This window comes from Alcanivorax sp. UBA3183 (assembly GCF_002364155.1).
In the GTDB taxonomy this organism is placed as follows: domain Bacteria; phylum Pseudomonadota; class Gammaproteobacteria; order Pseudomonadales; family Alcanivoracaceae; genus Alcanivorax; species Alcanivorax jadensis.
In genome coordinates, this window is record NZ_DEXN01000012.1 from 97,575 (window position 1) to 118,466 (window position 20,892).

20 protein-coding genes are annotated in these 20,892 nt (G+C 58.9%); 10 read left to right on the forward strand and 10 right to left on the reverse strand.

The annotated features are described in order from the left end of the window. The first annotated feature begins 2 nt into the window (after positions 1-2). The 3 genes from B3Q33_RS05120 to B3Q33_RS05130 all read left to right on the forward strand — a co-directional run bounded on the left by B3Q33_RS05120 (position 3) and on the right by B3Q33_RS05130 (position 3,566). Positions 3-1,424: an FAD-dependent oxidoreductase gene (locus B3Q33_RS05120; protein WP_272962928.1), complete on the forward strand. Its 1,422-nt coding sequence runs from the start codon at positions 3-5 to the stop codon at positions 1,422-1,424. A 145-nt stretch (positions 1,425-1,569) separates the two neighbouring features. Further along, a complete protein-coding gene (gene hemE, locus B3Q33_RS05125; RefSeq protein ID WP_286827102.1) occupies positions 1,570-2,631 on the forward strand; it encodes a uroporphyrinogen decarboxylase in 1,062 nt (353 codons plus the stop codon). A 152-nt stretch (positions 2,632-2,783) separates the two neighbouring features. Then, on the forward strand, positions 2,784-3,566 hold the full coding sequence (locus B3Q33_RS05130) for a hypothetical protein (protein ID WP_035245117.1): 783 nt from the start codon (positions 2,784-2,786) through the stop codon (positions 3,564-3,566). Between the two features lie 182 nt (positions 3,567-3,748). Here the strand turns inward: B3Q33_RS05130 and B3Q33_RS05135 are convergent, their stop codons facing one another. The 9 genes from B3Q33_RS05135 to B3Q33_RS05175 all read right to left on the reverse strand — a co-directional run bounded on the left by B3Q33_RS05135 (position 3,749) and on the right by B3Q33_RS05175 (position 10,447). After that, complete coding sequence (locus B3Q33_RS05135; protein WP_035245115.1) at positions 3,749-4,207, reverse strand: PaaI family thioesterase; 459 nt, start codon at positions 4,205-4,207, stop codon at positions 3,749-3,751. Between the two features lie 215 nt (positions 4,208-4,422). Next, entirely contained in the window at positions 4,423-4,755 is a 333-nt protein-coding gene (locus B3Q33_RS05140) for a 4a-hydroxytetrahydrobiopterin dehydratase (RefSeq protein WP_035245113.1), read from the reverse strand. Positions 4,756-4,929: 174 nt separating this feature from the next. Then, positions 4,930-5,640: a hypothetical protein gene (locus tag B3Q33_RS05145; RefSeq protein WP_035245111.1), complete on the reverse strand. Its 711-nt coding sequence runs from the start codon at positions 5,638-5,640 to the stop codon at positions 4,930-4,932. A gap of 86 nt (positions 5,641-5,726) precedes the next feature. Next, positions 5,727-6,128, reverse strand: coding sequence for a hypothetical protein (locus B3Q33_RS05150; RefSeq protein ID WP_035245109.1), 402 nt, complete (start codon positions 6,126-6,128; stop codon positions 5,727-5,729). Beyond that, the gene (locus B3Q33_RS05155) at positions 6,125-6,940 is read right to left on the reverse strand and encodes a fatty acid desaturase family protein (protein WP_035245107.1); all 816 of its coding nucleotides are present in this window, start codon (positions 6,938-6,940) and stop codon (positions 6,125-6,127) included. The genes B3Q33_RS05150 and B3Q33_RS05155 overlap by 4 nt, the downstream gene beginning before the upstream one ends. A 164-nt stretch (positions 6,941-7,104) precedes the next feature. Further along, positions 7,105-8,346, reverse strand: coding sequence for an acyl-CoA dehydrogenase family protein (locus B3Q33_RS05160; RefSeq protein ID WP_286827106.1), 1,242 nt, complete (start codon positions 8,344-8,346; stop codon positions 7,105-7,107). A 105-nt stretch (positions 8,347-8,451) separates the two neighbouring features. Then, positions 8,452-9,135, reverse strand: coding sequence for a 2-phosphosulfolactate phosphatase (locus B3Q33_RS05165; protein ID WP_035245104.1), 684 nt, complete (start codon positions 9,133-9,135; stop codon positions 8,452-8,454). Between the two features lie 25 nt (positions 9,136-9,160). Further along, on the reverse strand, positions 9,161-9,706 hold the full coding sequence (locus tag B3Q33_RS05170; RefSeq protein WP_035245102.1) for a hypothetical protein: 546 nt from the start codon (positions 9,704-9,706) through the stop codon (positions 9,161-9,163). A 174-nt stretch (positions 9,707-9,880) separates the two neighbouring features. Then, entirely contained in the window at positions 9,881-10,447 is a 567-nt protein-coding gene (locus B3Q33_RS05175; RefSeq protein WP_286827108.1) for a ComF family protein, read from the reverse strand. A gap of 204 nt (positions 10,448-10,651) precedes the next feature. Here B3Q33_RS05175 and bioB point away from each other — a divergent pair, with 204 nt between their 5' ends. From bioB to B3Q33_RS05210, 7 genes are all read left to right on the forward strand, one after another. Continuing rightward, positions 10,652-11,815, forward strand: coding sequence for a biotin synthase BioB (gene bioB, locus B3Q33_RS05180; RefSeq protein ID WP_286827110.1), 1,164 nt, complete (start codon positions 10,652-10,654; stop codon positions 11,813-11,815). A 3-nt stretch (positions 11,816-11,818) separates the two neighbouring features. Continuing rightward, entirely contained in the window at positions 11,819-12,979 is a 1,161-nt protein-coding gene (gene bioF / locus B3Q33_RS05185) for an 8-amino-7-oxononanoate synthase (RefSeq protein ID WP_273009880.1), read from the forward strand. 135 nt (positions 12,980-13,114) lie between these two features. Next, positions 13,115-13,927, forward strand: a complete 813-nt coding sequence (bioH, locus tag B3Q33_RS05190; RefSeq protein ID WP_035245074.1) for a pimeloyl-ACP methyl ester esterase BioH — start codon at positions 13,115-13,117, stop codon at positions 13,925-13,927. Continuing rightward, positions 13,893-14,732, forward strand: coding sequence for a malonyl-ACP O-methyltransferase BioC (gene bioC / locus B3Q33_RS05195; protein ID WP_273009878.1), 840 nt, complete (start codon positions 13,893-13,895; stop codon positions 14,730-14,732). Before bioH ends, bioC begins: the two co-directional genes overlap by 35 nt. 107 nt (positions 14,733-14,839) lie before the next feature. After that, entirely contained in the window at positions 14,840-15,484 is a 645-nt protein-coding gene (gene bioD, locus B3Q33_RS05200; RefSeq protein ID WP_035245070.1) for a dethiobiotin synthase, read from the forward strand. Between the two features lie 193 nt (positions 15,485-15,677). Next, positions 15,678-17,402, forward strand: coding sequence for an alkaline phosphatase D family protein (locus B3Q33_RS05205; protein WP_035245068.1), 1,725 nt, complete (start codon positions 15,678-15,680; stop codon positions 17,400-17,402). Beyond that, positions 17,399-19,510 carry a metallophosphoesterase gene (locus B3Q33_RS05210; protein ID WP_273009876.1) on the forward strand — a complete coding sequence of 704 codons (2,112 nt, stop codon included), beginning with the start codon at positions 17,399-17,401 and terminating at the stop codon, positions 19,508-19,510. Before B3Q33_RS05205 ends, B3Q33_RS05210 begins: the two co-directional genes overlap by 4 nt. A gap of 195 nt (positions 19,511-19,705) precedes the next feature. Here B3Q33_RS05210 and B3Q33_RS05215 read toward each other — a convergent pair whose 3' ends face one another. Further along, on the reverse strand, positions 19,706-20,788 hold the full coding sequence (locus B3Q33_RS05215; protein WP_273009874.1) for a glycosyltransferase family 9 protein: 1,083 nt from the start codon (positions 20,786-20,788) through the stop codon (positions 19,706-19,708). Between the last annotated feature and the right edge of the window lie 104 nt (positions 20,789-20,892).

Genomic DNA, 20,892 nt, shown 5'->3' on the forward strand with positions numbered 1-20,892 from the left:
CCATGGCTGAACGTTTGAGCAATAACTTCCAGTTTCTCGACGTGCCCCGGCACGATCCGAAGAAAAAGGACATTGACGACCGCAAACACAAGTACGAGGAAATCTACCACCCGTACGACACACGGGAAGTGGAGCATCAGGCGCACCGTTGCCTGCACTGTGGCAATCCGTACTGTGAGTGGAAGTGTCCTGTCCATAATTACATCCCTAACTGGTTGAAGCTGATCAGTGAGGGCAACCTGATGGAAGCAGTGGAGCTGAGTCACCAGACCAACTCCCTGCCGGAAGTTTGTGGTCGCGTATGCCCGCAGGATCGTCTCTGTGAAGGGGCCTGTACCCTGAATGACGGCTTTGGTGCAGTCACCATCGGTGCCACCGAGAAATACATTACCGACACCGCCCTGGCTATGGGTTGGCGTCCGGATATGTCCAAGGTGGTGTGGACTGACAAGAAGGTCGCCGTGATTGGTGCCGGCCCCGCCGGCATCGGCTGTGCAGATGTGCTGGTACGCAGCGGTGTGAAGCCGGTAGTCTTCGATCGTTACGAGGAAATCGGCGGTCTGCTGACCTTCGGCATTCCTGAGTTCAAGCTGGAAAAACCGGTCATGGCCAAGCGCCGTGAAGTGTTTGAAGGCATGGGCGTGGAATTCCGCCTGGGCGTGGAGGTGGGCAAGGACATTACCATTGATGAACTGCTTGCCGACTACGATGCCGTCTTCATGGGCATGGGCACCTACACCTATATGAAGGGTGGTTTCCCAGGTGAGGATCTGGATGGTGTGCACGAAGCGCTGCCGTTCCTGGTGGCCAATGCCAACCGCAACCTGGGTTTTGAGAAAGACCCGGCTGACTTCATCGACATGAAGGGCAAGCGTGTTGTGGTGCTGGGTGGTGGTGATACCGCTATGGACTGTAACCGCACTTCCATTCGCCAGCAGGCTGGCAGCGTGGTCTGCGCCTACCGTCGTGACGAAGAGAACATGCCTGGTTCCCGCAAGGAAGTGGCGAACGCCAAGGAAGAGGGCGTCCAGTTCCTGTTCAACCGTCAGCCCATTGAAGTCGTGGGTGAAGATGGCAAGGTCACTGGCGTGAAAGTGGTGGAAACCAAGCTGGGCGAGGCAGACAACAATGGTCGTCGTCGTCCCGAACCGATCCCTGGCAGCGAGGAAATTCTACCGGCGGATGCGGTCATCGTGGCCTTCGGTTTCCGTCCCAGCCCGGCGGACTGGTTCGAGCCGAAGAATGTGGCGACTGATGATTCCGGCCGTGTTCAGGCTGTTGAAGAACAGGAATTCCCGTTCCAGACCAGCAACGAGAAGATCTTTGCCGGTGGCGATATGGTTCGCGGCTCTGACCTGGTGGTAACCGCCATTTGGGAAGGGCGTGAAGCGGCCAAGGGCATTCTCGATTATCTGGATGTGTGATTGACGTAGCACGCAACACGGTGCATGCGACACGCAACATCAGGGCCTGCTTTTGCAGGCCCTTTTTCTATATGATATTGAGGATTTTTTGATTTTCGCGTGTTGCGTGCAGCGTGATGCGTGGAGCGTTTCCAAAGGAACCCACATGACTTTCGCTCCTCTACAAAACGACCGTATTCTCCGTGCCCTCAACCGCGAGCCTGTGGATCAGACACCGGTGTGGATGATGCGCCAGGCCGGGCGCTATTTGCCGGAATACCGGGCCAGCCGCGAGCATGCCGGCTCTTTCATGGATCTGTGCCGGAATGCGGACCTGGCTTGCGAGGTCACCTTGCAGCCGCTGGAGCGTTACCCGCTGGACGCCGCCATTCTGTTTTCCGATATCCTCACCATTCCCGATGCCATGGGCCTGGGGCTGTATTTCGAGACCGGAGAAGGGCCGAAATTCCGCAAGGTGGTGCGCACCGAACAAGACGTGGCGGCGTTACCGATTCCCGATGCGGAAAGCGATCTGGGTTATGTGATGAAGGCGGTCAGCACCATTCGTGGGGCTCTCAATGGCCGGATTCCCCTGATTGGCTTTTCCGGTAGCCCCTGGACTCTGGCGACCTACATGGTTGAGGGCGGCTCCAGCAAGGACTTCCGTCATCTCAAAGCCATGGTCTACAGCCAGCCAGAGTTGGCTCATGCCCTGCTGGATAAGCTGGCCCAATCGGTCACCTCGTATCTGAATGCCCAGATTCGTCATGGGGCCCAGGTAGTACAGATCTTTGATACCTGGGGTGGGGCCCTGTCCGCCGAGGCCTACCAGCAGTTTTCCCTGAAATACATGAAGAAAATCGTCGATGGCCTTATTCGTGACCACGAAGGCCGCAAGGTGCCGGTGATCCTGTTCACCAAGAACGGTGGGCTGTGGCTGGAGTCCATGGCGGAGAGTGGCTGTGATGCCCTGGGCCTGGATTGGACCATCAACATCGGCGAAGCCCGTCGCCGCGTCGGCAACAAGGTGGCCCTGCAGGGCAACATGGACCCGGCGGTGCTGTATGCGTCTCCGGATGCCATCCGTGCGGAAGTAAAACGCATCCTGACGGATTTCGGTGATCACCCCGGGCATATTTTCAACCTGGGGCACGGCATTACGCCGCAGGTGGACCCTGCCAATGCGGGTGTCTTTATCGACGCGGTGCAGGAATTCAGCAGGAAGTAAGAGAGCGATAAGCTTGAAGCTGCAACGCGAATCAGGGGCTTGTCTGGTTTGCGTTGCAGGTGCAGCGCCGGGGCTTTGGAGGCGGGCTGTTGGGTTCAGCACAGATAAAATATTCAATCGCGTTATAGCTTGAGGTCCCAAGGGGAAATAGAGTGCGCACTGTTATAGCGGTCCTGTTGCTGGTGTGGGGTGCACCTGTAATCGCTGTGTCACTGGCTCTGGCCAAGGTGGAGCGGGCCGGGGAGGGGGAGAGCGAGCAGCAGGTCTGCGACCGGGCCTTGCAGATGATGACAGAAGAGCTGCATGTCAGCTTGCTGAGCGTTATTGCTGCTACCGATGATTATCAGAAACGTAAGCTGGCCTACAAACAGCAGGACCGGTCTGAATTCCTGCTCCGGGATGCCTATCTAAGCCAGTTGCAGGAAGAAAAGCCCTCGCTGCAGGGGCGGCGCTGGAGTGGTTCGCGCTGCACGCTGCGGGCGCGTTACGAAGCTGATATTGATGCCCTGGCCCGGCGGGTGCCGATTCCCGAGAAATCGCAGGCAAGTGGTCCGCAGCACAAGGACGAGCCGCCGCCAGGTATCGACCGGAAAACCTGGCAGCTTTTCAGCACTAGCCGGGATCGGGCCTCTCTATCACAAGCATTCAGTACCGTGTCGGTGCTGCGCATGCGGATCAGTGAGTACTACCTGTCCAGCGGCAAGTGGCCGGGCAGCCTGAATGATATGGAGATTGCGCCTGAGCAGGTGGTGGATCAGCGTATCAAACGGGCCTATATGCTCCGCGAGGGCATGCTGAAGCTGGAGCTCGCTGGCCGTCTGGAGGGCCATGAACTGACCACTTGGCCGGTGGAAGGTGGGGTGCGTGGGCTGGAGTGGCAATGCTCAACCACCGTCAATATGGGGCCGAACGGCTTCTGTGAGCAGGCGGAATAACAAACCGAGTTGAACGTTAAAAGTTGAAACGCGAACTACCTGATCTTGCTCTGAAATCTGGGTGGCCGCGTTCATTGCAGGTGGGTTGATAAGCCTTTCTTGGAGCGCGGGCATCGCCTTTGTCATGTGGCATTACCCTTGCCCGCGCTTTGTAACTTTCAACTTTGCACTTTTAACTCGATTCACCCGCCGATCTTGCGCATCTGATAGACGTTATGGGTGATGGCAACCACCTCGCCATTGGCGTCTTTCAATTCCACGTCCCATTCGAAGTCGCATTTACCCACCTCTTCGGTGGTCTTTTCGATGCGTGCGATCTCTTCCTCGCTGAGGGTGACCTCCACTGTGATATCGGTGGTAGCCGGGCGACGGAAGCGGATCGACATGTCCTTGACGATGGGGTAGCAACGCTTGGTGTCGAAGGACGTCAGGTAGATCACCCCGCCGGGCAGTTCGGCGATGGTGTAGAGGGCGCCCGCATACATGATGCCAACATGATTAATGTTGGGCTCAAAAGGCATCACCATCTTGCAGTAACCTCGTTCCACATCCAGGGTCTTTACCCCGCAGCGCTCCACAAATGGAAAGGTCTTGTCGCTAGCGGCTTTGATCAGGGTTTTCTGTTCTTCGGAAAGGGCCATGCTGTTTCTCCTTCGGTTGAGAAGAATGCTAGCAAAGGCCGGGACGGTTGCCGCAAGCCGTTTTGATCATGGCGGTGGAGGAAATGGTCAAAGAGAGCTTCAAGCGGCAAGCCTCAAACTTCAACGCCTAACCGAGTGAGCCTGGCCCATGTTTGACGGTGAAAGGGAAGCCGGGAACTTCTCACGCCGCCACTATCCAAAAGCGTAGCTCGTGCTTAAAGCGCGTCGGTCTTGGCTGCGCTGATAAAGTCATTGCGGTGCAGACCGCCAATTTTGTGGGTCCACCAGGTCACCGTCACCTTGCCGTACTCGGTGAGGATGGCCGGGTGATGGCCCTCTTTTTCGGCCAGCTCGCCAACCTGATTGGTAAAAGCCAAGGCGTCGACGAAATTCTTGAACGAGAAATGCCGTTGCAGTTTCTCGATGCCGTCTTCCTCTACCAGAATCCACTCAGGGATTTGAGGATGCAGCTCTTGGCGTTCCTGGTCGGTTACCCGGGGTGCGTCAGCCCGGCATGCTTCGCAGCTCTGTGTTGTCAGGGAAGTCATAGCAGCAGCTAATAGTTAATAGTGAATAGTTAACAGCGAAAACCCAAAAGTCAGTTTTGGGTGCTGTTTCCCGAAGTGCATAGGACCCGCGCCATTGTCATGAAGCGCGGGGTTCTGCCTATCCAGTACACACCAAGCCTGTTGCTCGTTGCAACTTCCAACTGGCTAATGTTCTCAGGCGGGTTCGCACAGTCGGACCGGATCACCATCGGTGCCGCCCGGGGCCATTTTCTTCAATAGCCGGCGCAGCTTTTCCATATCCGTGTCGTCGCGGACGCGGCCGGGAATTTCCATGCCGTCGGCCAGATTCAGCAGCACAGCCTTCATTTTTTCAGGCATCAGTACCGGTTGGCGGTGCTGCAGCACATAGATGCGGTCGCCACGCTTGAACAGCATGAAACCATAGTAGTACGTGCCGCTTTCCACCTCGCTGTCTTTCACCTGGGCGGCATCCACATTGATACCAATGATGGCGAACAGAGCACGGGGATCGGCGTCTTCCAGGAATTCCCGGTAAGAGGCTTCGGCACTGGTGATCATGGGGGCCTTGGCCACCACCTCACGCAAGTAACTGTTCAGGGTCAGGTTGAGCAGGGTCAGATCCGAGGCAAACCGCGGTGCCTGGATCATCGGATGGTTTTCCGCGCTCAGGTAGTCCACACGGAAAAGACGGCCACTGCCGTCCCAGAAGGTGGTTGAGCCACCATGGCGGTCGCAGCGTTCATCAAGCACCACTTCACCCCGGAAGGTGTTGATGCTCATGTCCAGAATATAGGCGCCGGCGGGAGAGAAATAGTAATCCCCTTGCCGTTCGCCCTGCAGATTCTGGCAGCTGGCGAGCAGTAGGATGCAGATCAGTAACGCGGCAGTTTTAATTGTTTTCATTATTCGCCCCGGATAGAAAAAGCCCGTCGATCATAGCACACCCAACCGGATGTGCAGCGATTGGCAGTGATCTTCAAGGCTTAATATCAGAGGACAGGTAAATCCGCCAGGGGAATCACGATTTTCTGTGGGCTGGCCTTGCGGCTGCGGTTGTAGTGCCAGGTGGCCTGGTGGGGTTTGTCATACACCCGGGCGGGCAGTTCCGTGACGGGGGTCCGGCAGGCGCTGATCTTGCTGGCAGCCTGGTTGAAGCGGGCCAGCAGTTCGACGGCGATGGGTTGCTGCCGCTCGGTGACCGCGTCGCTGCATTGCTGGCCTTCAGCTTGCAGGTAGTTCACCGCCGGGGAGATCAGCACATACTGCTGCAGCTGTCTCTGGCTGGCATCGACCACTTCGATGCACTGGTGCACCCAGTAATAGTAGCAGTCCTGCGCACGGGCCATGGCGGCGCAGCCCATGATCAGGCATACAAGCAGGCCACGTATCATGAGGGCAATCCTCCTCGTTGCTGGCGGGCGGGTTCCCACTGCAGCAGGATGTTGTCGGTAATCAGGTGCTCGGGGATGCGATGGCGGATCTTGTCGTGTAATGCCGGCAGCTGGCTCCAGTGAATCCCGGGCAGCATATGGTGGGCCGTGTGGTAGCCCAGATTCCAGGACGGCAGATTGTAGCGTTTCAGTTCCACATTGCGCGAGGCGTGATAATGGTCCTCGAAACCGGTGCCGGCATGCTGGCCGTAGGTGTTGTCCAGCAGCATGAACAGCATTGCCGTCATGGGCAGAATGAAGAGGATCAGGGCGTTGCGTGGGTCATGGAGCATCGCCAGCAGAAGCGGAATGTTTGCAAGTACTAACAGACGGAGAAAGCGCCGGTAAAGCTGGGGGTGCTGCTTGCCGATACGATGGATTTCCGGGTAGACCTTCAGCGTATTGATAAGCACATAACGCCAGCGGGGCATCAGCGAGCCATCCGCTTGCTGCCAGGACGAGGGATCCTGTTCCGGCTCTAAATAGTACTTATGGTGGCCGATATTATGATGCAGGGTCCAGCTCAGGGGGCTGGTGCCGGTCTGGAGGTAGAGGATGCACTCGAACAGTCGGTTCAGCGGTTTTTTGACGAACACATTGACATGGTGATGGTTGTGGCAGATGGCGCCACAGGATACCTGAACCGGTAACAGGGCCAGCATGGCCAGCCAGGTTGTCAGGCCGTCACTATAGAAAAACAGGCCCAGTTGAATGGAAAACACCGCCAACACCAGGGCAACTGCGGCGAAATCAGCCCTATAGCGTACTAACATTTCAACCACCTAGACTGATGTATCAGCCCCTACTACGAATAATGGTTGAGTGTATATTGAAACTTAGAGTGTGATGAAGACCACAAAAACCATTTTGCCGGGCGCGATGGTCAATATGCTGACATTGCACCCGGCAAAAGCTTACAGGCTTTATGGTCAATCTCTTACACGCGGCCCAGCAAGTCCCGGGCGATGGCGATGATCTGCATTTCGTCGGTGCCGGCGTAGATCTGCAGGATCTTGGCGTCGCGCATCAGCTGTTCCACACGCGATTCGCGCATGTAACCGTAGCCGCCATGGATCTGTACCGCTTCAGTGGCCACCTCCATGGCAGCCTGGGCGGCGTATAGCTTCATGGCGGAGGCCTCGGCCAGGGTCATCTGCTGGCCGGCGGCGGTCATTTCGATATAGCGGAACACCATGCTCTGCAGGTTGGTGCGAGCCACTTCCATTTTGGCCAGCTTGAGCTGGATAAGTTGATTCTGACCGATGGCTCGGCCGAACTGGACCCGGTCGTGGGCGTATTGGGTGCTCAGTTGCAGCGCCCGTTCTACCATCCCCAGGGCCATGGCGGCGACACCGGCGCGCTCCTGCATGAAGGTGCCCTTGGCGCCGCTGCGGCCGTAGCCGTCTTCACTACCGCCCAGCAGCCGGTCGGGGCCCACTTTGACGTCAGACAGGAACAGTTCGCCGGTGGGCGAGGAGCCGATGCCCATCTTCTTGAAGGGTTTGGATTGCTCCAGGCCTTCCATGCCGCTGTCGAGAATGAAGGAGACGATCTTGCGCTGGTCGGCTGGGACCCCTTCCTCATCCAGCTTGCAGATCAGGATGATGGTGTCGGCGTAGGGACCGTTGGTGATCCAGGTCTTGCTACCGTTGATGATGTAGCCACCATTGCCGTCACGTTTGGCCAGTGTCTTCATCTGTCCGAAGGCGTCGGAGCCGGCATTGGGCTCGGAGATCGCCCAGGCGCCCACCTTCTCCAGGGTGAGCAGCGGCAGTGCCCAGCGTTCTTTCTGCTCGATGGTGCCCTTGCTCATGATGGCGCCACCGCCCAGACCCATGGACACGCCCATGGCCGTGACAAGCCCTTGGGCATGTTTGCAGATTTCGATAATGGGGATCATGCGCATGGCGGCCTCTTCGCCGGCCATGGCAGAAGGGCCATCCTTTTTCTTTTCCTCGACGGTTTCCCCGGCGGCAATGGCCTTCTCCCGGGCCAGCTGTTTCTCGAAGGATTGCTGGGCCATCACATCCATGCCGAAGGTCTTTATCAGCTTGCGAAGGATGTCGTAGGGCGGCACGCCGTTGTATTCGATGTCATCCAGGTGCGGCACGATTTCCTTTTCCACGAAATCGCGCACCATCTTCTGGATCATCTGTTGTTGTTCGGACCACTGGATCATGGGGCTGTCCTGTCTGTTGAAGTGGTTTCAACAGTAACAAGCCGGACAGGCCCACCGCATTGATCAAAAAGAGCGGAAACCTTGACGTTCCGGGTCAGCAGGTTGCTAGGGAGCCGGGTGGGCGGTGATGCAGGGGAAAGGATCAAAGCTGACTCGCATGATCAGTGCGTTGTCGCCTTCGCTTGCCGCCGCAGCGTCAATGTCCTGGGGCCGCAGGCGGGGGTGAGAGCCGTCGTAGAATTTTTTGGCGGCCCTGGCATTCAGGGTGCGTTCGCGGGCAATGGCATAGCTGACGCCTTCGCCGCCCAACAAATGGCGGATATATTCCGCACAGGCCACGTCTTCATCGCCCGTGGGATGAGAGGCCACCAGCACCACGGTGGGTGGATTCTGTTCGCGCAGATAGTTGGCCGTCGCTTGCGCATTCACCAGCCCGGCAACCAGCACTTCCTTGCTGTCCCGGGCTTTCAGGGTGGCCGCCACGCCGTTGGTGGTGCGAAGAATCAATTCCCGGTCCTGCAAGTCCGCCTGATCGATTTCCCAGGGAGAGTTGCCGAAATCAAATCCCTTGATCGGCAGGGCATCCACTTCCCCGGCCAGCAAGGCGTCGGGCAGGTGCTCGTCACGCAGGGCAAAGGCCTGTTCCGCGTTCTCCACCGGCCAGATGCAGCGCAGACCTTTGCGGAAGGCATGGTGGCTGGTGGTGAACGCACGGATCACGTCGATGATCACGGTGATGCCGTGAATATTGTGCGGCGGGTTATGTCCCTGGGCGATATGTACTTCCATCAATGATCCTTTCTTGATCGCTGGCTCAGAACAACAGACCCACACCCCAGGTGGCATTGTCGAAAATCTCTTCGTCACTGTCCTGGTATTGTTCCACCGCAATGGTGAAGGTAATGCGGTCGCCCAGGGTCATGCGGTCCTTGGGGGTACGTTTTCCAGTAAAGAAATCCACCACCGAGCGGTAGTTGAAATCGGAGCGGAAGCGCAGCAGGTCGCCGTGGTTGCCGTAGCCGTACTGGATCTGCACGATGCGACCGAACCCGATGCCGGCATAGGCGTTGTTGACCCGTTCGCCATCAGCTTCGGAGAGGTCGTCCTCGCGCTGGTCTGAGCGCAGCGGCGAATCGCCGAATTTCTTGCTGCCAACGCCGGCGTTGATGGCCACGCTGCTGTAGTTGGCATCCACAAAGAAACCGGTATCCACGTTTTCAGTGGGGTCGACACGGCCCACTGAAAAAACGGTGCCGCGAATCAGGGTGACGCCGCTGTAACGATCTTCGGCATGGGCATGGCTGGCAAGGGTGCCTGCTGTTAGTAAAAGCAGAGTTATCAAGGTTGTTATTGTTTTCATGGGTATCCCTCCGTGAACAGGGATTCATTATGCCTAACAGGCGGTTGAAATACAGTCCGGGCAGCTGATTCTGTGGGAAGTGATACTTGCATCGCGAAGCTGCCGTCAGGACCGCCGTTATTCGCGACGCAAGTATCGCTTTCCACAGTAGAAGAGACCTTTTTCAGAGGCGTCTCAACGCTCTGGAGTCCGTGCCAGGGTCCACACCCGCACTTCCGCGGCGCCATGGCGCAACAGACATTCACTGGCGGCCCGGGCGCTGCTGCCGGTGGTCATGACGTCATCCACCAGTACCAGCTTCAGCCCGCTGACTGGCCGGGTGCAGGCAAAGGCACCACGCAAATTGCGTCGCCGCTGGCTACGGCTGAGTCCTTGCTGCATGGGGGTTGATTGTTGGCGTTGCAGTGCGGGTAAGGACGGTATTTTCCACAGGCCGGCGAGACGATCGGTCAGTCGCTGGCTCTGGTCGAAACCCCGCTGCCAACGCCTTCGCCAGTGTGCGGGCAGGGCGCAGAGGGCATCCATGTCGGGCCAGGGGCAGGGAGTGTCTGCCAGTAGCTGTTCGATTCCTCTTTCCGCCACCAGATCACCGCGGTACTTGTAACGACTAATTAGTCGATCCAGTGGGAAACTGTAGCGCAGAGGGGCCTGGCTGGCGGTAAAGGGGGGAGGCTGACGCAGGCAGCGTCCACAGAGCGGAGCGGGGATGCCTCCATCGTCGTTGCCAGCAGGATGTTGCAAGCCGCATCGACACAGAGGGCCATCCAGGCGCGCCAGCAATACCAGGCAGGACGGACATACCTGGTTGCTCTGGGTTTGTCCGCAGAACAGGCAACGGCAGGATTGATCAAAAAAAAGCCTGCAGTAAACTTTTGTTGCCTCTATCAGGTTGACAGGTGTCATATTGCTCCCTAGCCTGCTTGAATTCCCGAATGGAGAAGAAGCATGCCCGCAACCGCCAGCCCCGCCCAATCGCCAGCCTCTGACGTTGCTGTACGCCATGACTGGAAACGCAGTGAGATCGACGCCCTGTTTGCCCTGCCGTTCAACGATTTGCTGTTTCAGGCAGCCAATGTGCACCGGGCCCATTTCGATCCCAATGCCGTCCAGGTGAGCACCTTGTTGTCCATCAAGACCGGCGCCTGCCCGGAGGATTGCAAGTACTGCTCCCAGTCCGGTCACTACAACACCGAGCTGGAAAAAGAAAAGCTGCTGGAAGTGGCGCGGGTGGTGGAAGAAGCGCAAGCGGCCCGCGACAAGGGGGCCTCCCGCTTTTGCATGGGGGCTGCCTGGCGGAGCCCTCGCGACAAAGACATGCCCTATGTGCTGGACATGGTGCGGCAGGTGAAATCCCTGGGTCTGGAAACCTGCATGACCCTGGGCATGCTGGATCAAGGCCAGGCGGACGCGTTGGCGGACGCGGGTCTCGATTACTACAACCACAACCTGGATACCTCGCCGGAATACTACGGCCAGGTCATTACCACCCGCACCTATAATGACCGACTCTCCACGCTCGCCAATGTACGCGATGCCGGCATGAAGGTGTGCTGTGGCGGTATCGTCGGCATGGGCGAGCAGCGCGATGACCGGGTCGGTCTGCTGCAGCAGCTTGCCAATCTGCCGCACCATCCGGAATCCGTGCCCATCAACATGCTGGTGAAGATCGAAGGGACACCGCTGGCGGAGGTGGATGACCTGGACCCGTTCGAGTTTGTCCGCACTGTGGCGGTGGCGCGTATTCTGATGCCGCAATCCTATGTGCGCCTGTCCGCCGGCCGCCAGGAAATGAACGATGAGGCCCAGGCCCTGTGCTTCCTGGCCGGTGCCAACTCCATCTTCTACGGCGAGCGGCTGTTGACCACGGACAACCCGGAAGCCAACCACGATCAGCAATTGTTCAAGCGCCTGGGCATTCATCCTCTGGATTTGCGTCATGAAGCGTCCGACGAAGCCCATGAGGATGTGATCAAGGCCCAGGTGGCGGAGCAGCAGGCAGAAGAGGCCGGGCTGTTCTATAACGCCATGGCGCAGAACGACGGCGGCAAACGCCCCGCCAAACATGTGCTGGACAAGGACACCGGCCGTCCCGCTGCCACCGAACATTGAGCCATGGCTTTCGATCTGGCCGCCGACCTGGCGGCTCGCCATGAGCAGCACCGTTACCGCCACCCCTTGATTCAGGACGGCCCCTGTGGCCGTTATGCGGTGGTGGACGGGCGTCAGTACCTGAATTTCTGCAGCAACGACTATCTGGGGCTGGCCAATGATCCGGCGGTGATCACCGCCTTTCAGGAGGCAGCGGTAGGCTGGGGTGTCGGCAGTGGTGCCTCCCATCTGGTCTGCGGTCATCAACGCCCCCATCAGCAACTGGAAGAGGCGCTGGCCGATCATGTCGGTCGTGAAAGAGCGTTGCTGTTTTCCAACGGTTATATGGCCAATCTGGGCGTGATGACCGCCTTGCTGGGCAAGGGCGATGCGGTGTTTCACGACCGCCTCAATCATGCCTCCCTGCTGGATGGTGGCTTGCTCAGTGGCGCCCGTTTTCGCCGTTTTTCCCACAACGATTCATCTGCCCTGCGTGGCCAGCTGCAGCGCAGTGGCGCGCGCCGTAAGCTGGTAGTCACTGACGGGGTGTTCAGCATGGACGGCGACGTGGCGCCGTTGGCTGACTATGCGACTGCCTGCGAAGACAATGATGCCTGGCTGATGGTGGACGATGCCCATGGCCTGGGCGTACTGGATGCACAGGGGCGTGGCAGTGTCTTTGCGCAGGGCGTAAATAAGCGGGTGCCGGTACTGATGGGCACGCTCGGCAAGGGGCTGGGTAGCGCCGGTGCCTTCGTGGCTGGCAGCCACGCCTTGATCGAGACCCTGATACAATTCGCGCGCACTTATATCTATACCACCGCCATGCCGGCAGCGGTGGCGGCGGCCACCCTGGTGAGCCTGTCCAAGGCCCGCGAAGAACAGTGGCGAAGAGAAAAACTGGCGGCGTTGATCCAGCATTTTCGTCTCGGCGCCGAGCAACTGGGTTTCTCCCTGATGGACTCGACTACCCCGATCCAGCCTTTGCTGATCGGTGCCGATCAGCAGGCACTGGCCCTCAGCCAGCAGCTGCGAGAGCAGGGTTTTCTGGTCACCGCCATTCGCCCGCCCACGGTGCCGGAGGGCCAGGCACGATTGCGGGTCACCCTGTCGGCGGCCCATGAGGAAAACGACGTGGATGCGTTGCTGGTGGCGCTGGCGCGGTGTCAAAGAAAAGACGTTTAACCACAGAGGACACAGAGATCACTGAGAAAAACCGATAACAGCGTAGGGGGGTGTTTCTGGTCGCCCTCACCCTGCTGGGCTGTCTTGTTTTCACTCTGCGATCTCTGTGCCCTCTGTGGTAAAAAAGGAAATTGAATGGCCAAGTTGATCCCTTTCCACAACACCTACAAAGCCACTGGCGTCCCGGATGCGGATGCCCAGGATGTGGTGCTGATCCATGGTTGGGGTCTGCATGCCATTGTCTTTGACGACATTGTGCCGGCGTTGCTGGAACGGTTCCGGGTCACCGTGGTGGATCTGCCGGGCATGGGGCAGAGCCCGTTGCCCAATGATGACTACACCCTGGACTTTCTCGCCGACCAGGTGTTGGCGATCATGCCGGAACAGGCCCATTTGCTGGGCTGGTCCCTGGGGGGGCTGGTGGCACTGGCCATGGCAGAGAAGGCGCCGCAGAGAGTGGAGTCTGTCGTCACCGTGGCCACGTCCCCTCGCTTCACGGCGGCAGCAGATTGGCAGCCAGCCATGAAGGCGGACATCCTGGCCAAGTTTGCCGAGATGTTCGACGAGGATTACGAGGGCACCCTGGTGCGCTTCCTGGCCCTAAACTGCAAGGGCAGCGCGGCCATGCGTGAAGACACTGCGCGCTTGAAAGACATTCTTTATTTCTGCGGCTTGCCGGCGCGCCGGGCCCTGCGTGGCGGTCTCGATATTCTTCGTGATGCAGACCTGCGCGGCACGCTGAAATCCCTGCCCATGCCGGTACTGATGGTGTTCGGTGAACAGGATCATATCGTGCCGGCCGCTGCCATGGCGGCGGTGGAGCCCCTGATTCAAACCGGCCGCACCGCCTTGATCGAACAGGTGGCCCATGTGCCTTTCCTGTCCGCCCCCGATACCTTTACCCGGGCCGTCTATGACTTCTATCGCGACCATCGACTGGTTGACTGAGCCGACGATGGAGTCGCCACTCAAGACTGCCGTCAGTCAGCATTTCAGCCGCGCCGCGCGCAGCTACGATGCGCATGCTGAGCTGCAGCTGGCGGTAGGGCGCTCGCTGGTCCAGCGATTGCCCAGCCAACTGGTGACGCCGGCGGCTCTCGATCTGGGCTGTGCCACCGCCCCCTTTGCCCGTGCCCAGCAACAGGCACTGCCGGAGGTGTTATGGCAGGCGGTGGATCTGTCGTCCGAGATGCTTAACGAAGCTGCTGAACGGGGCCGACTCAACGACCATTACCAGCCCCTGTGCGCGGATGCGGAATCCCTGCCGCTGGAAGCGTCGTCCCAGGGACTGGTGTTTTCCTGTTTTGCCTTGCAGTGGTGCCACCCGGTCAGAGTCATGGCGGAGCTGTGGCGGGTGCTGGCGCAGGGCGGCCGGTTGTTGCTGGCGGTGCCCCTGGCTGGCTCCCTGCAGGAATTGACTCAGAGCTGGCAGGGGGTAAATCACCGCCCCCATGTGAATCCCTTGCCGTCGCTGAAGGACTGGCAGGACGCTGCCCTCCAGGCCGGGTTTGCCGATGGGCAATGGGAGCAACAGGTGATGGTGGAATACTACGATTCAGTCAAGCAGATAGCCCGCCGCCTCAAGGCCACCGGTGCCGATCATGTGAATGGCGCCAGCGGCCTCACCGGCAAGAATGCCTGGCAGGCCATGGTGGCCGAATACGAAACCAGGCGTACCAGCCAAGGGCTACCGTTGACCTGGAATGTGCTGTTCCTGGAATCGGAAAAGCTTGGAGGTTCGCGGGGGGTCTGATGTTTCTACAAAGCCGCTTGTAGGAGTTCCTCTTGAGGGACGAACCGTGCGAAGCACGGAATCGACCGAAGGGCGATCAAAGCGATAAGCTCAACCCAAGGATAGCTATGGAAAACCAAAAACCCCCCCTCCCCGCCCTCAAGGGCATTTTCTTTGTCACCGGCACCGACACCGAAGTCGGCAAGACCTGGGTGAGCTGTCGTCTTCTGGAGCGCGCCCGCGAAGCGGGATTGAGTTGCTACGGTCTCAAGCCGATAGCCGCCGGGTGTGAGGAAACTCCAGAGGGTTGGCGCAATGATGATGCCTTACAGTTGATGGCGGCCAGCTCGGTGACATTACCCTACGAGCTGGTCAATCCGGTGGCGTTGAAAGCGCCGGTTGCGCCTCATATTGCTGCTCAAAAGGAGGGGAAGGCCATTACCCTGTCACGCCTGGTGGGCTATGTGCGCGGTGCTTTGAGTGCCCACAAGGCAGATCTGATTCTGATCGAAGGCGCGGGCGGCTGGCGGGTGCCTCTCAATGACCGGGAAATGCTCTCCGGCCTGGCCAGTGCCCTGGAGCTACCGGTGATTCAGGTAGTGGGCATGAAACTGGGTTGCATCAATCATGCACTGTTGACCGCAGAAGCGATTGAAAAAGATGGGCTGCATTATGCGGGGACCATGGCCAACTGCTTCGGGGAGATGGACGTGCAGGAGGAGAATCTACTTACCCTGCGCCAGCATTTGCCCGGTGCGTTTGCCCTGGTGTAGCGCGTTTTTCCCGGCCGATTTCACGGCTTTTTTAGCCGTTATTCATGCCTCTGTCACCTTTAACTGGGCGGTTACAGGAGGCTACATAGTACTACAGTGCAACTACCCAAGGCCCACTGTGCCGATGCAATTTCCTGCCTAATCTTGAGTCGTCATCGCGTGAAGCGATGGCGTTCAATCAGGGGGAAGTTCCATGGATCGCAAACGACGTCGCCTGGTACAGGCGCTGGGTGCAGGCAGTACGCTCGCGCTGGCGGGTTGTGGGGGCGGTAGCAGCTCGTCACCGACACCGGTTAATACACCGACACCGAATCAGCCCGAGGTTCCGGATGAGCCTGATGCACTGCCTACTGCGTCTTTTCTGCATGGAGTGGCATCCGGGGACCCATTGTCCGACCGGGTTATTCTGTGGACGCGGGTAACACCTGACCTTGGCAATGGTGAGGATGTGGCGGTGGCGGTTACCGTGGCCAGTGATCCGGCCATGCAGCAGATTGTTGCTACCTATGCGGCAACGGCCACGGCGGCAGCGGACTACTGCGTAAAGGTGGATGCCTCGGGCTTGCAGGCAGACCGCTGGTACTACTATCAGTTTGCGGTGGCGAACAGGACCTCTGCGGTGGGGCGTACCCGGACCTTTCCGGCATCCGACCGTTTTATTGATCGAGCCCGCTTCGCGGTGGTGTCCTGCTCCAATTACCCCAACGGGTTTTTCTCGGTGTACCGGGCCGTGGCCAATCACCCGGACCTGGATTTTGTCCTCCACCTTGGGGATTACATCTACGAATATGGCGCGGGAGAGTATGGGGATTTTCCCGACCGTGACCCGCTGCCTGCCCATGAAATGGTGTCGTTGAGCGATTACCGCCAACGCCATGCTCAGTACAAGACCGATCAGGATCTGCAGGCGATCCATCAGCAATTCCCCATGATCGCTGTCTGGGATGATCACGAATCCAGCAACGACAGCTACCGCGACGGTGCCGAGAATCACCAGCCGCTCACCGAAGGCGACTGGGAAACCCGCAAACAGATTGCCCAGCAGGCCTACTTCGAATGGCTGCCCATTCGCCCCCGCGAGCCGGGCAATCACAGCGTTATCTATCGCCGTTTCCAGTTCGGGGATCTGCTGGATTTGACCATGCTGGACACTCGCCTGGAAGGCCGTGACGAGCAACTGACGATTCCCGCTGACCCGGCCCGCAACGATGAAGACCGCCACCTGATCAGTGCCGAGCAAATGGACTTTCTGCTCGACAGTCTCAGCGCCTCCACCAGCCAGTGGCGTTTCATCGGCCAGCAGGTCATGTTTGCCCAGCTCAATATCGCCGAGCTGCCCAGTCTCAGTGAAGACCAGGCGCAACTGCGCGGCAATCTGTCGGCCATCAATATGGATCAATGGGATGGCTATGCGGCGGACCGGCTGAAAATTCTCAACCATATCGACGACAACAACATCGACAATGTGGTGATTCTCACCGGAGATATTCATACCTCCTGGGCCAGTGAAATCTATCGCAACCCGGGCTCATTACTCGGTGACCTGTTCGACAAGCCGCTGGCAGCGGAGCTGGTCACCCCGGCGGTGACCAGTCCGGGCTTCCCGGAGGGCGCCGCAGAGGTTGCCGGTGTGCTGATTCCAGTGGTTAACCCGCATATCCGTTATGTAGAAGCCAAATCCCGCGGTTTCATTCTGGTGGACGTGGATCGCCAGCGTACCCAGGGCGAGTTCTACTACGCGCAGAGCATCGAATCCTTCGATCTGCGTGGCCAGATTGATACCAGCAAGACCAAGGTGGTGGCGGTGAAAAGCGGCGACAGTCGCATTGTCGAAGACCTGCCCCCGTCTCGCCCGCGCACCCTGCGCACTGCGGTGTTCCATCCTCCTGTACCGAATTCCGATGAGGTGATGTCATGACTTTTCCCTGGAAACTGCTGCCCCTGGTGGCGGCATTGACGCTGACAGCCTGTGGCGGCGGAGGATCTTCCGGTTCCGGTCCGGCTAACGATGCCAATAGCGGTGGTAATGATGAGACCCCCAATACTCCAACGGAACCGGGGGGCGAGGATGGCGGAGATGAAGGCGGGGAAGGGCCGGTGGCCAGCAACCCGCCAGCGGCGCTGCGTTTTATTGTGATCGGCGATTCCGGCAGTGGCTCCGCCGGTCAGTATGCGGTGGGTGAAGCCATCGCCGAAGTCTGCCAGCGTAAAGATGAGTTCGTGGACGACATGGCGTTCCCGGGCTGTGATCTGGTTGTCGGGTTGGGCGACAACATCTACGAGTCCGGGGTCACCAGTGTGGATGATCCCCAATTCGCAGAAAAATTTGAGAAGCCTTTCGATCCGGTGCAGCTGCCGTTCTATATGGTCCTGGGCAACCACGACAATACCGCCTATGTGGGCGGCGACGGCGCGGGAAATTCGCGTGGTGAATTCCAGGTCGATTACACCTATTTCGACGGCAAACTGTCCAACCGCTGGAATATGCCGGACCGATATTTCCTGCATAGTGCCGGCACCACCCACACCAATCCCCGCTCGCTGGTGGATTTCGTGGCACTGGATTCCAACCCCATTGCCGGTGGTTTCGGTGATCCGGATATCGCCTATGCCTACCACACCTATGGGATTGATCAGCGTAACTGGACGGTGAACACTCTGGCCGGCTCCAATGCAGTGTTCAAGATCGCCATGGCCCACCATCCTTATTTATCCAATGGTACTCACGGCAACGCCGGAAACTATGATGGTGTGCCCAGCGAGATTCTGCCGGTGCTGGCCGGCGAGCGCTGGAAGGCGTTTATGGAAGAAGCAGTCTGTGATCAGACCGACTTTTTCTTTGCCGGTCACGATCATGATCTGCAGGTTCTCGAAGCGGTGCCGGAGTGCGGTCGTACCGAGTTCGTTGTCAGTGGCGCCGCCGGCAAGACCCGTTCCATTGATGATCCGGAACGTAATGCTGCGCGCTTCCAGCAAGGCGATGTCTATGGGTTCTTCTGGATGAAGGCCACCGAAGCCGACCCCGTTACCCTGGCGCCGGCCACCCTCTGCCTGGATGCCTATGTGGTAGACCCGGAGGCAGAAGGCCTGGGCGTGATCAGCAACGGCGAGCTGACTCCGGCCTATACTCACTGTTATGACAAACAGCCCATGGCGGGGCTGGTGCCGGGCAATGATTTTTCCGGCCTGCCCCTTGGTGACGGCGCCTTGCCGCTGCCATTGCCGGACGGTTTTGATGGGGATTTTACCGGGCCTCTCAAGGAGCTGCGTGAAACCCTGGTGTCCGGTTTTACCCAGGCCGGTGCCAACCTGCCTGAAGACCAGCGTCAGGTGTTCGACCAGATGATTGCCGGTACCGATATCCTGTTCAATGCCATGGATGCGGCCACCGCTGCGATTCTGCAAGGCGACAGTAGTGGAATCACCCAGTCCGTTCAGGCGGTGCTGGCGGCGTCGGAGCAATTGCAGGCCATCGATACCAGCGGTCTGCCGGCCCCTTTTGATCAGCTGGGCGGTGCGTTCGATGCCCTGGCCGCCGGTTTTGGTGGCCGTGGTGGTGACGCCGGTGAAGGCGGCACGGTGGAAGACATTGCCTTTATTGCCGGCCCGCTGGTGGCATTGTCCCGCAACCTGAACAATATCCTTGATGGCATCGAAGAGCAGGTGCCTGGTGAGGTGCCGGTGTTTGCCGGGCTGACTTCGGTGCTGTCCACCGTTTCCCTGGGCCTGGCTAATACCCTGGAGCAATTGGTGCTGCTGGATACCAGTGCCACAGGTGAGCAACTGGTGGGCACCGTACAGCAGACCCTGGAGAACCTGGTCAACGATGTGCTCTGGCTCAATCAAATTCCCGGCGCGGAGGATTATGCGACCTTGCCCGGTGATGCGCTGTCTTCAGGGCTGCTGATCGTGGTTCGGGAAGTGACCGAACAACTGGATGAGCGACTGCTCAGCCCGCTGGCTCCACTACTGGATCTGTTGTCCCCGATTACCGGGTTGCTGGCTGGATTGTTTGATGGTTTCTGATTGCCAATAAAACAGACAGTCTTCCTTGTCCATAAACCGTGAGGTGGAAACGCCTCGCGGTTTTTTTGAGAGAGCAAGAGGGTAGAGGGAAGAGGTCGTTGGAGCCTTGCTTGCAAGGCGAAGGGCCGAAAATCTCCGGATTCTGTTGACACCTTCGCCTTGCAAGCAAGGCTTCAACGGGTAAGCGGTATCGCTTCAGGAAATGCGCAACGTCTTCACCGGGCCCGAGTGGGATAGAGGGATCACTCCCAGCTCTTCCAGGGTATTGACCACCTGGTCCACGGTAATCCTCTGCAGGCAGGGGTAACTGTCCAGGGCGCAGCTGCAGCGTTCGCAACTCTTATGACAATGCTGCCAGCGCAGCACCCGTGCATCGGGTGAGAGTGGTTGCCAGAGGGTGTCATCGGTGGGCCCGAACAGGGCCACGGTAGGAAGCCCGCAGGCTGCGGCCAGATGCATGGGACCGCTGTCGTTGCCGACAAAACCGCGGCTGCGTTTCAGCAAGGCGATCAGTCCGTTCAGGCTGAGCTGATCGCACAGGTCGATAACCGGCTCGCAGAGAAAGCTCTGGATGCGGGCAATCTGTTGGCGATCTTTCTGGCCGGCGCCAATCAGCAAGGGCGTCAGGCCGGCACGACGCAGGCGTTGGCAGAGGGCCGCGAATTGCTCCGCATGCCAGATCTTGTAGGTTTTGGTGGCGCCGGCATGGATGACGATCAGAGTGTCAGATTGGCGGGTGCCCTCCAGGATGCGATTCGCTTCGTCCTGGCCTGCCACCGTGTCTTTCAGTGGCAGGTAGCGTGCCGGTGATTTCGCAGCGGGGCAGCTAAGGCTGGCATAGGCCTGCCAGCGATGGCCGGACCAGTCCGCTTGCTGTTGTCGGGTGTAGAGCCACTGGCCATGGCGGCGGCGCGGGCCGATCCGCTCGCCGGCGCCACTGAGCCGCGCCAGCGTGGCGGACTTTTGCTCCCCCTCGATATCCACCGCTACCTCCGCGTTGAAGCGGCGCATGGCCATGACCAGTTGCAGGTAACTGCGCGCGCGCTGAAGTAATGGCGTCTGACGGGTGAGTGACTGTTCCGGGTAATACAGCAGGCGCGTTTCGTCGGGCAGGCTTTGCTCCACCAGCGCTTGATAGCGCTGACTCACCACCAGCAACGCGTCCTGTTGTGCGGCCAGCATGGCACGCAGATGGGGCAGAGCAATCAGCAGATTGCCCATGTGGCTGCAGGGAAACAGAATCAACAGGCGAGACATGACAGGCTGGTAGTTATCCATAACATGGCATAACAGCCTAGAGGGATGGGGTGTCGGTTACATGACAACAGGCAGTTACGAGCTACGAGCTACGCTGGTTGGATAGGGAAGGTCTGGAAAGTTCC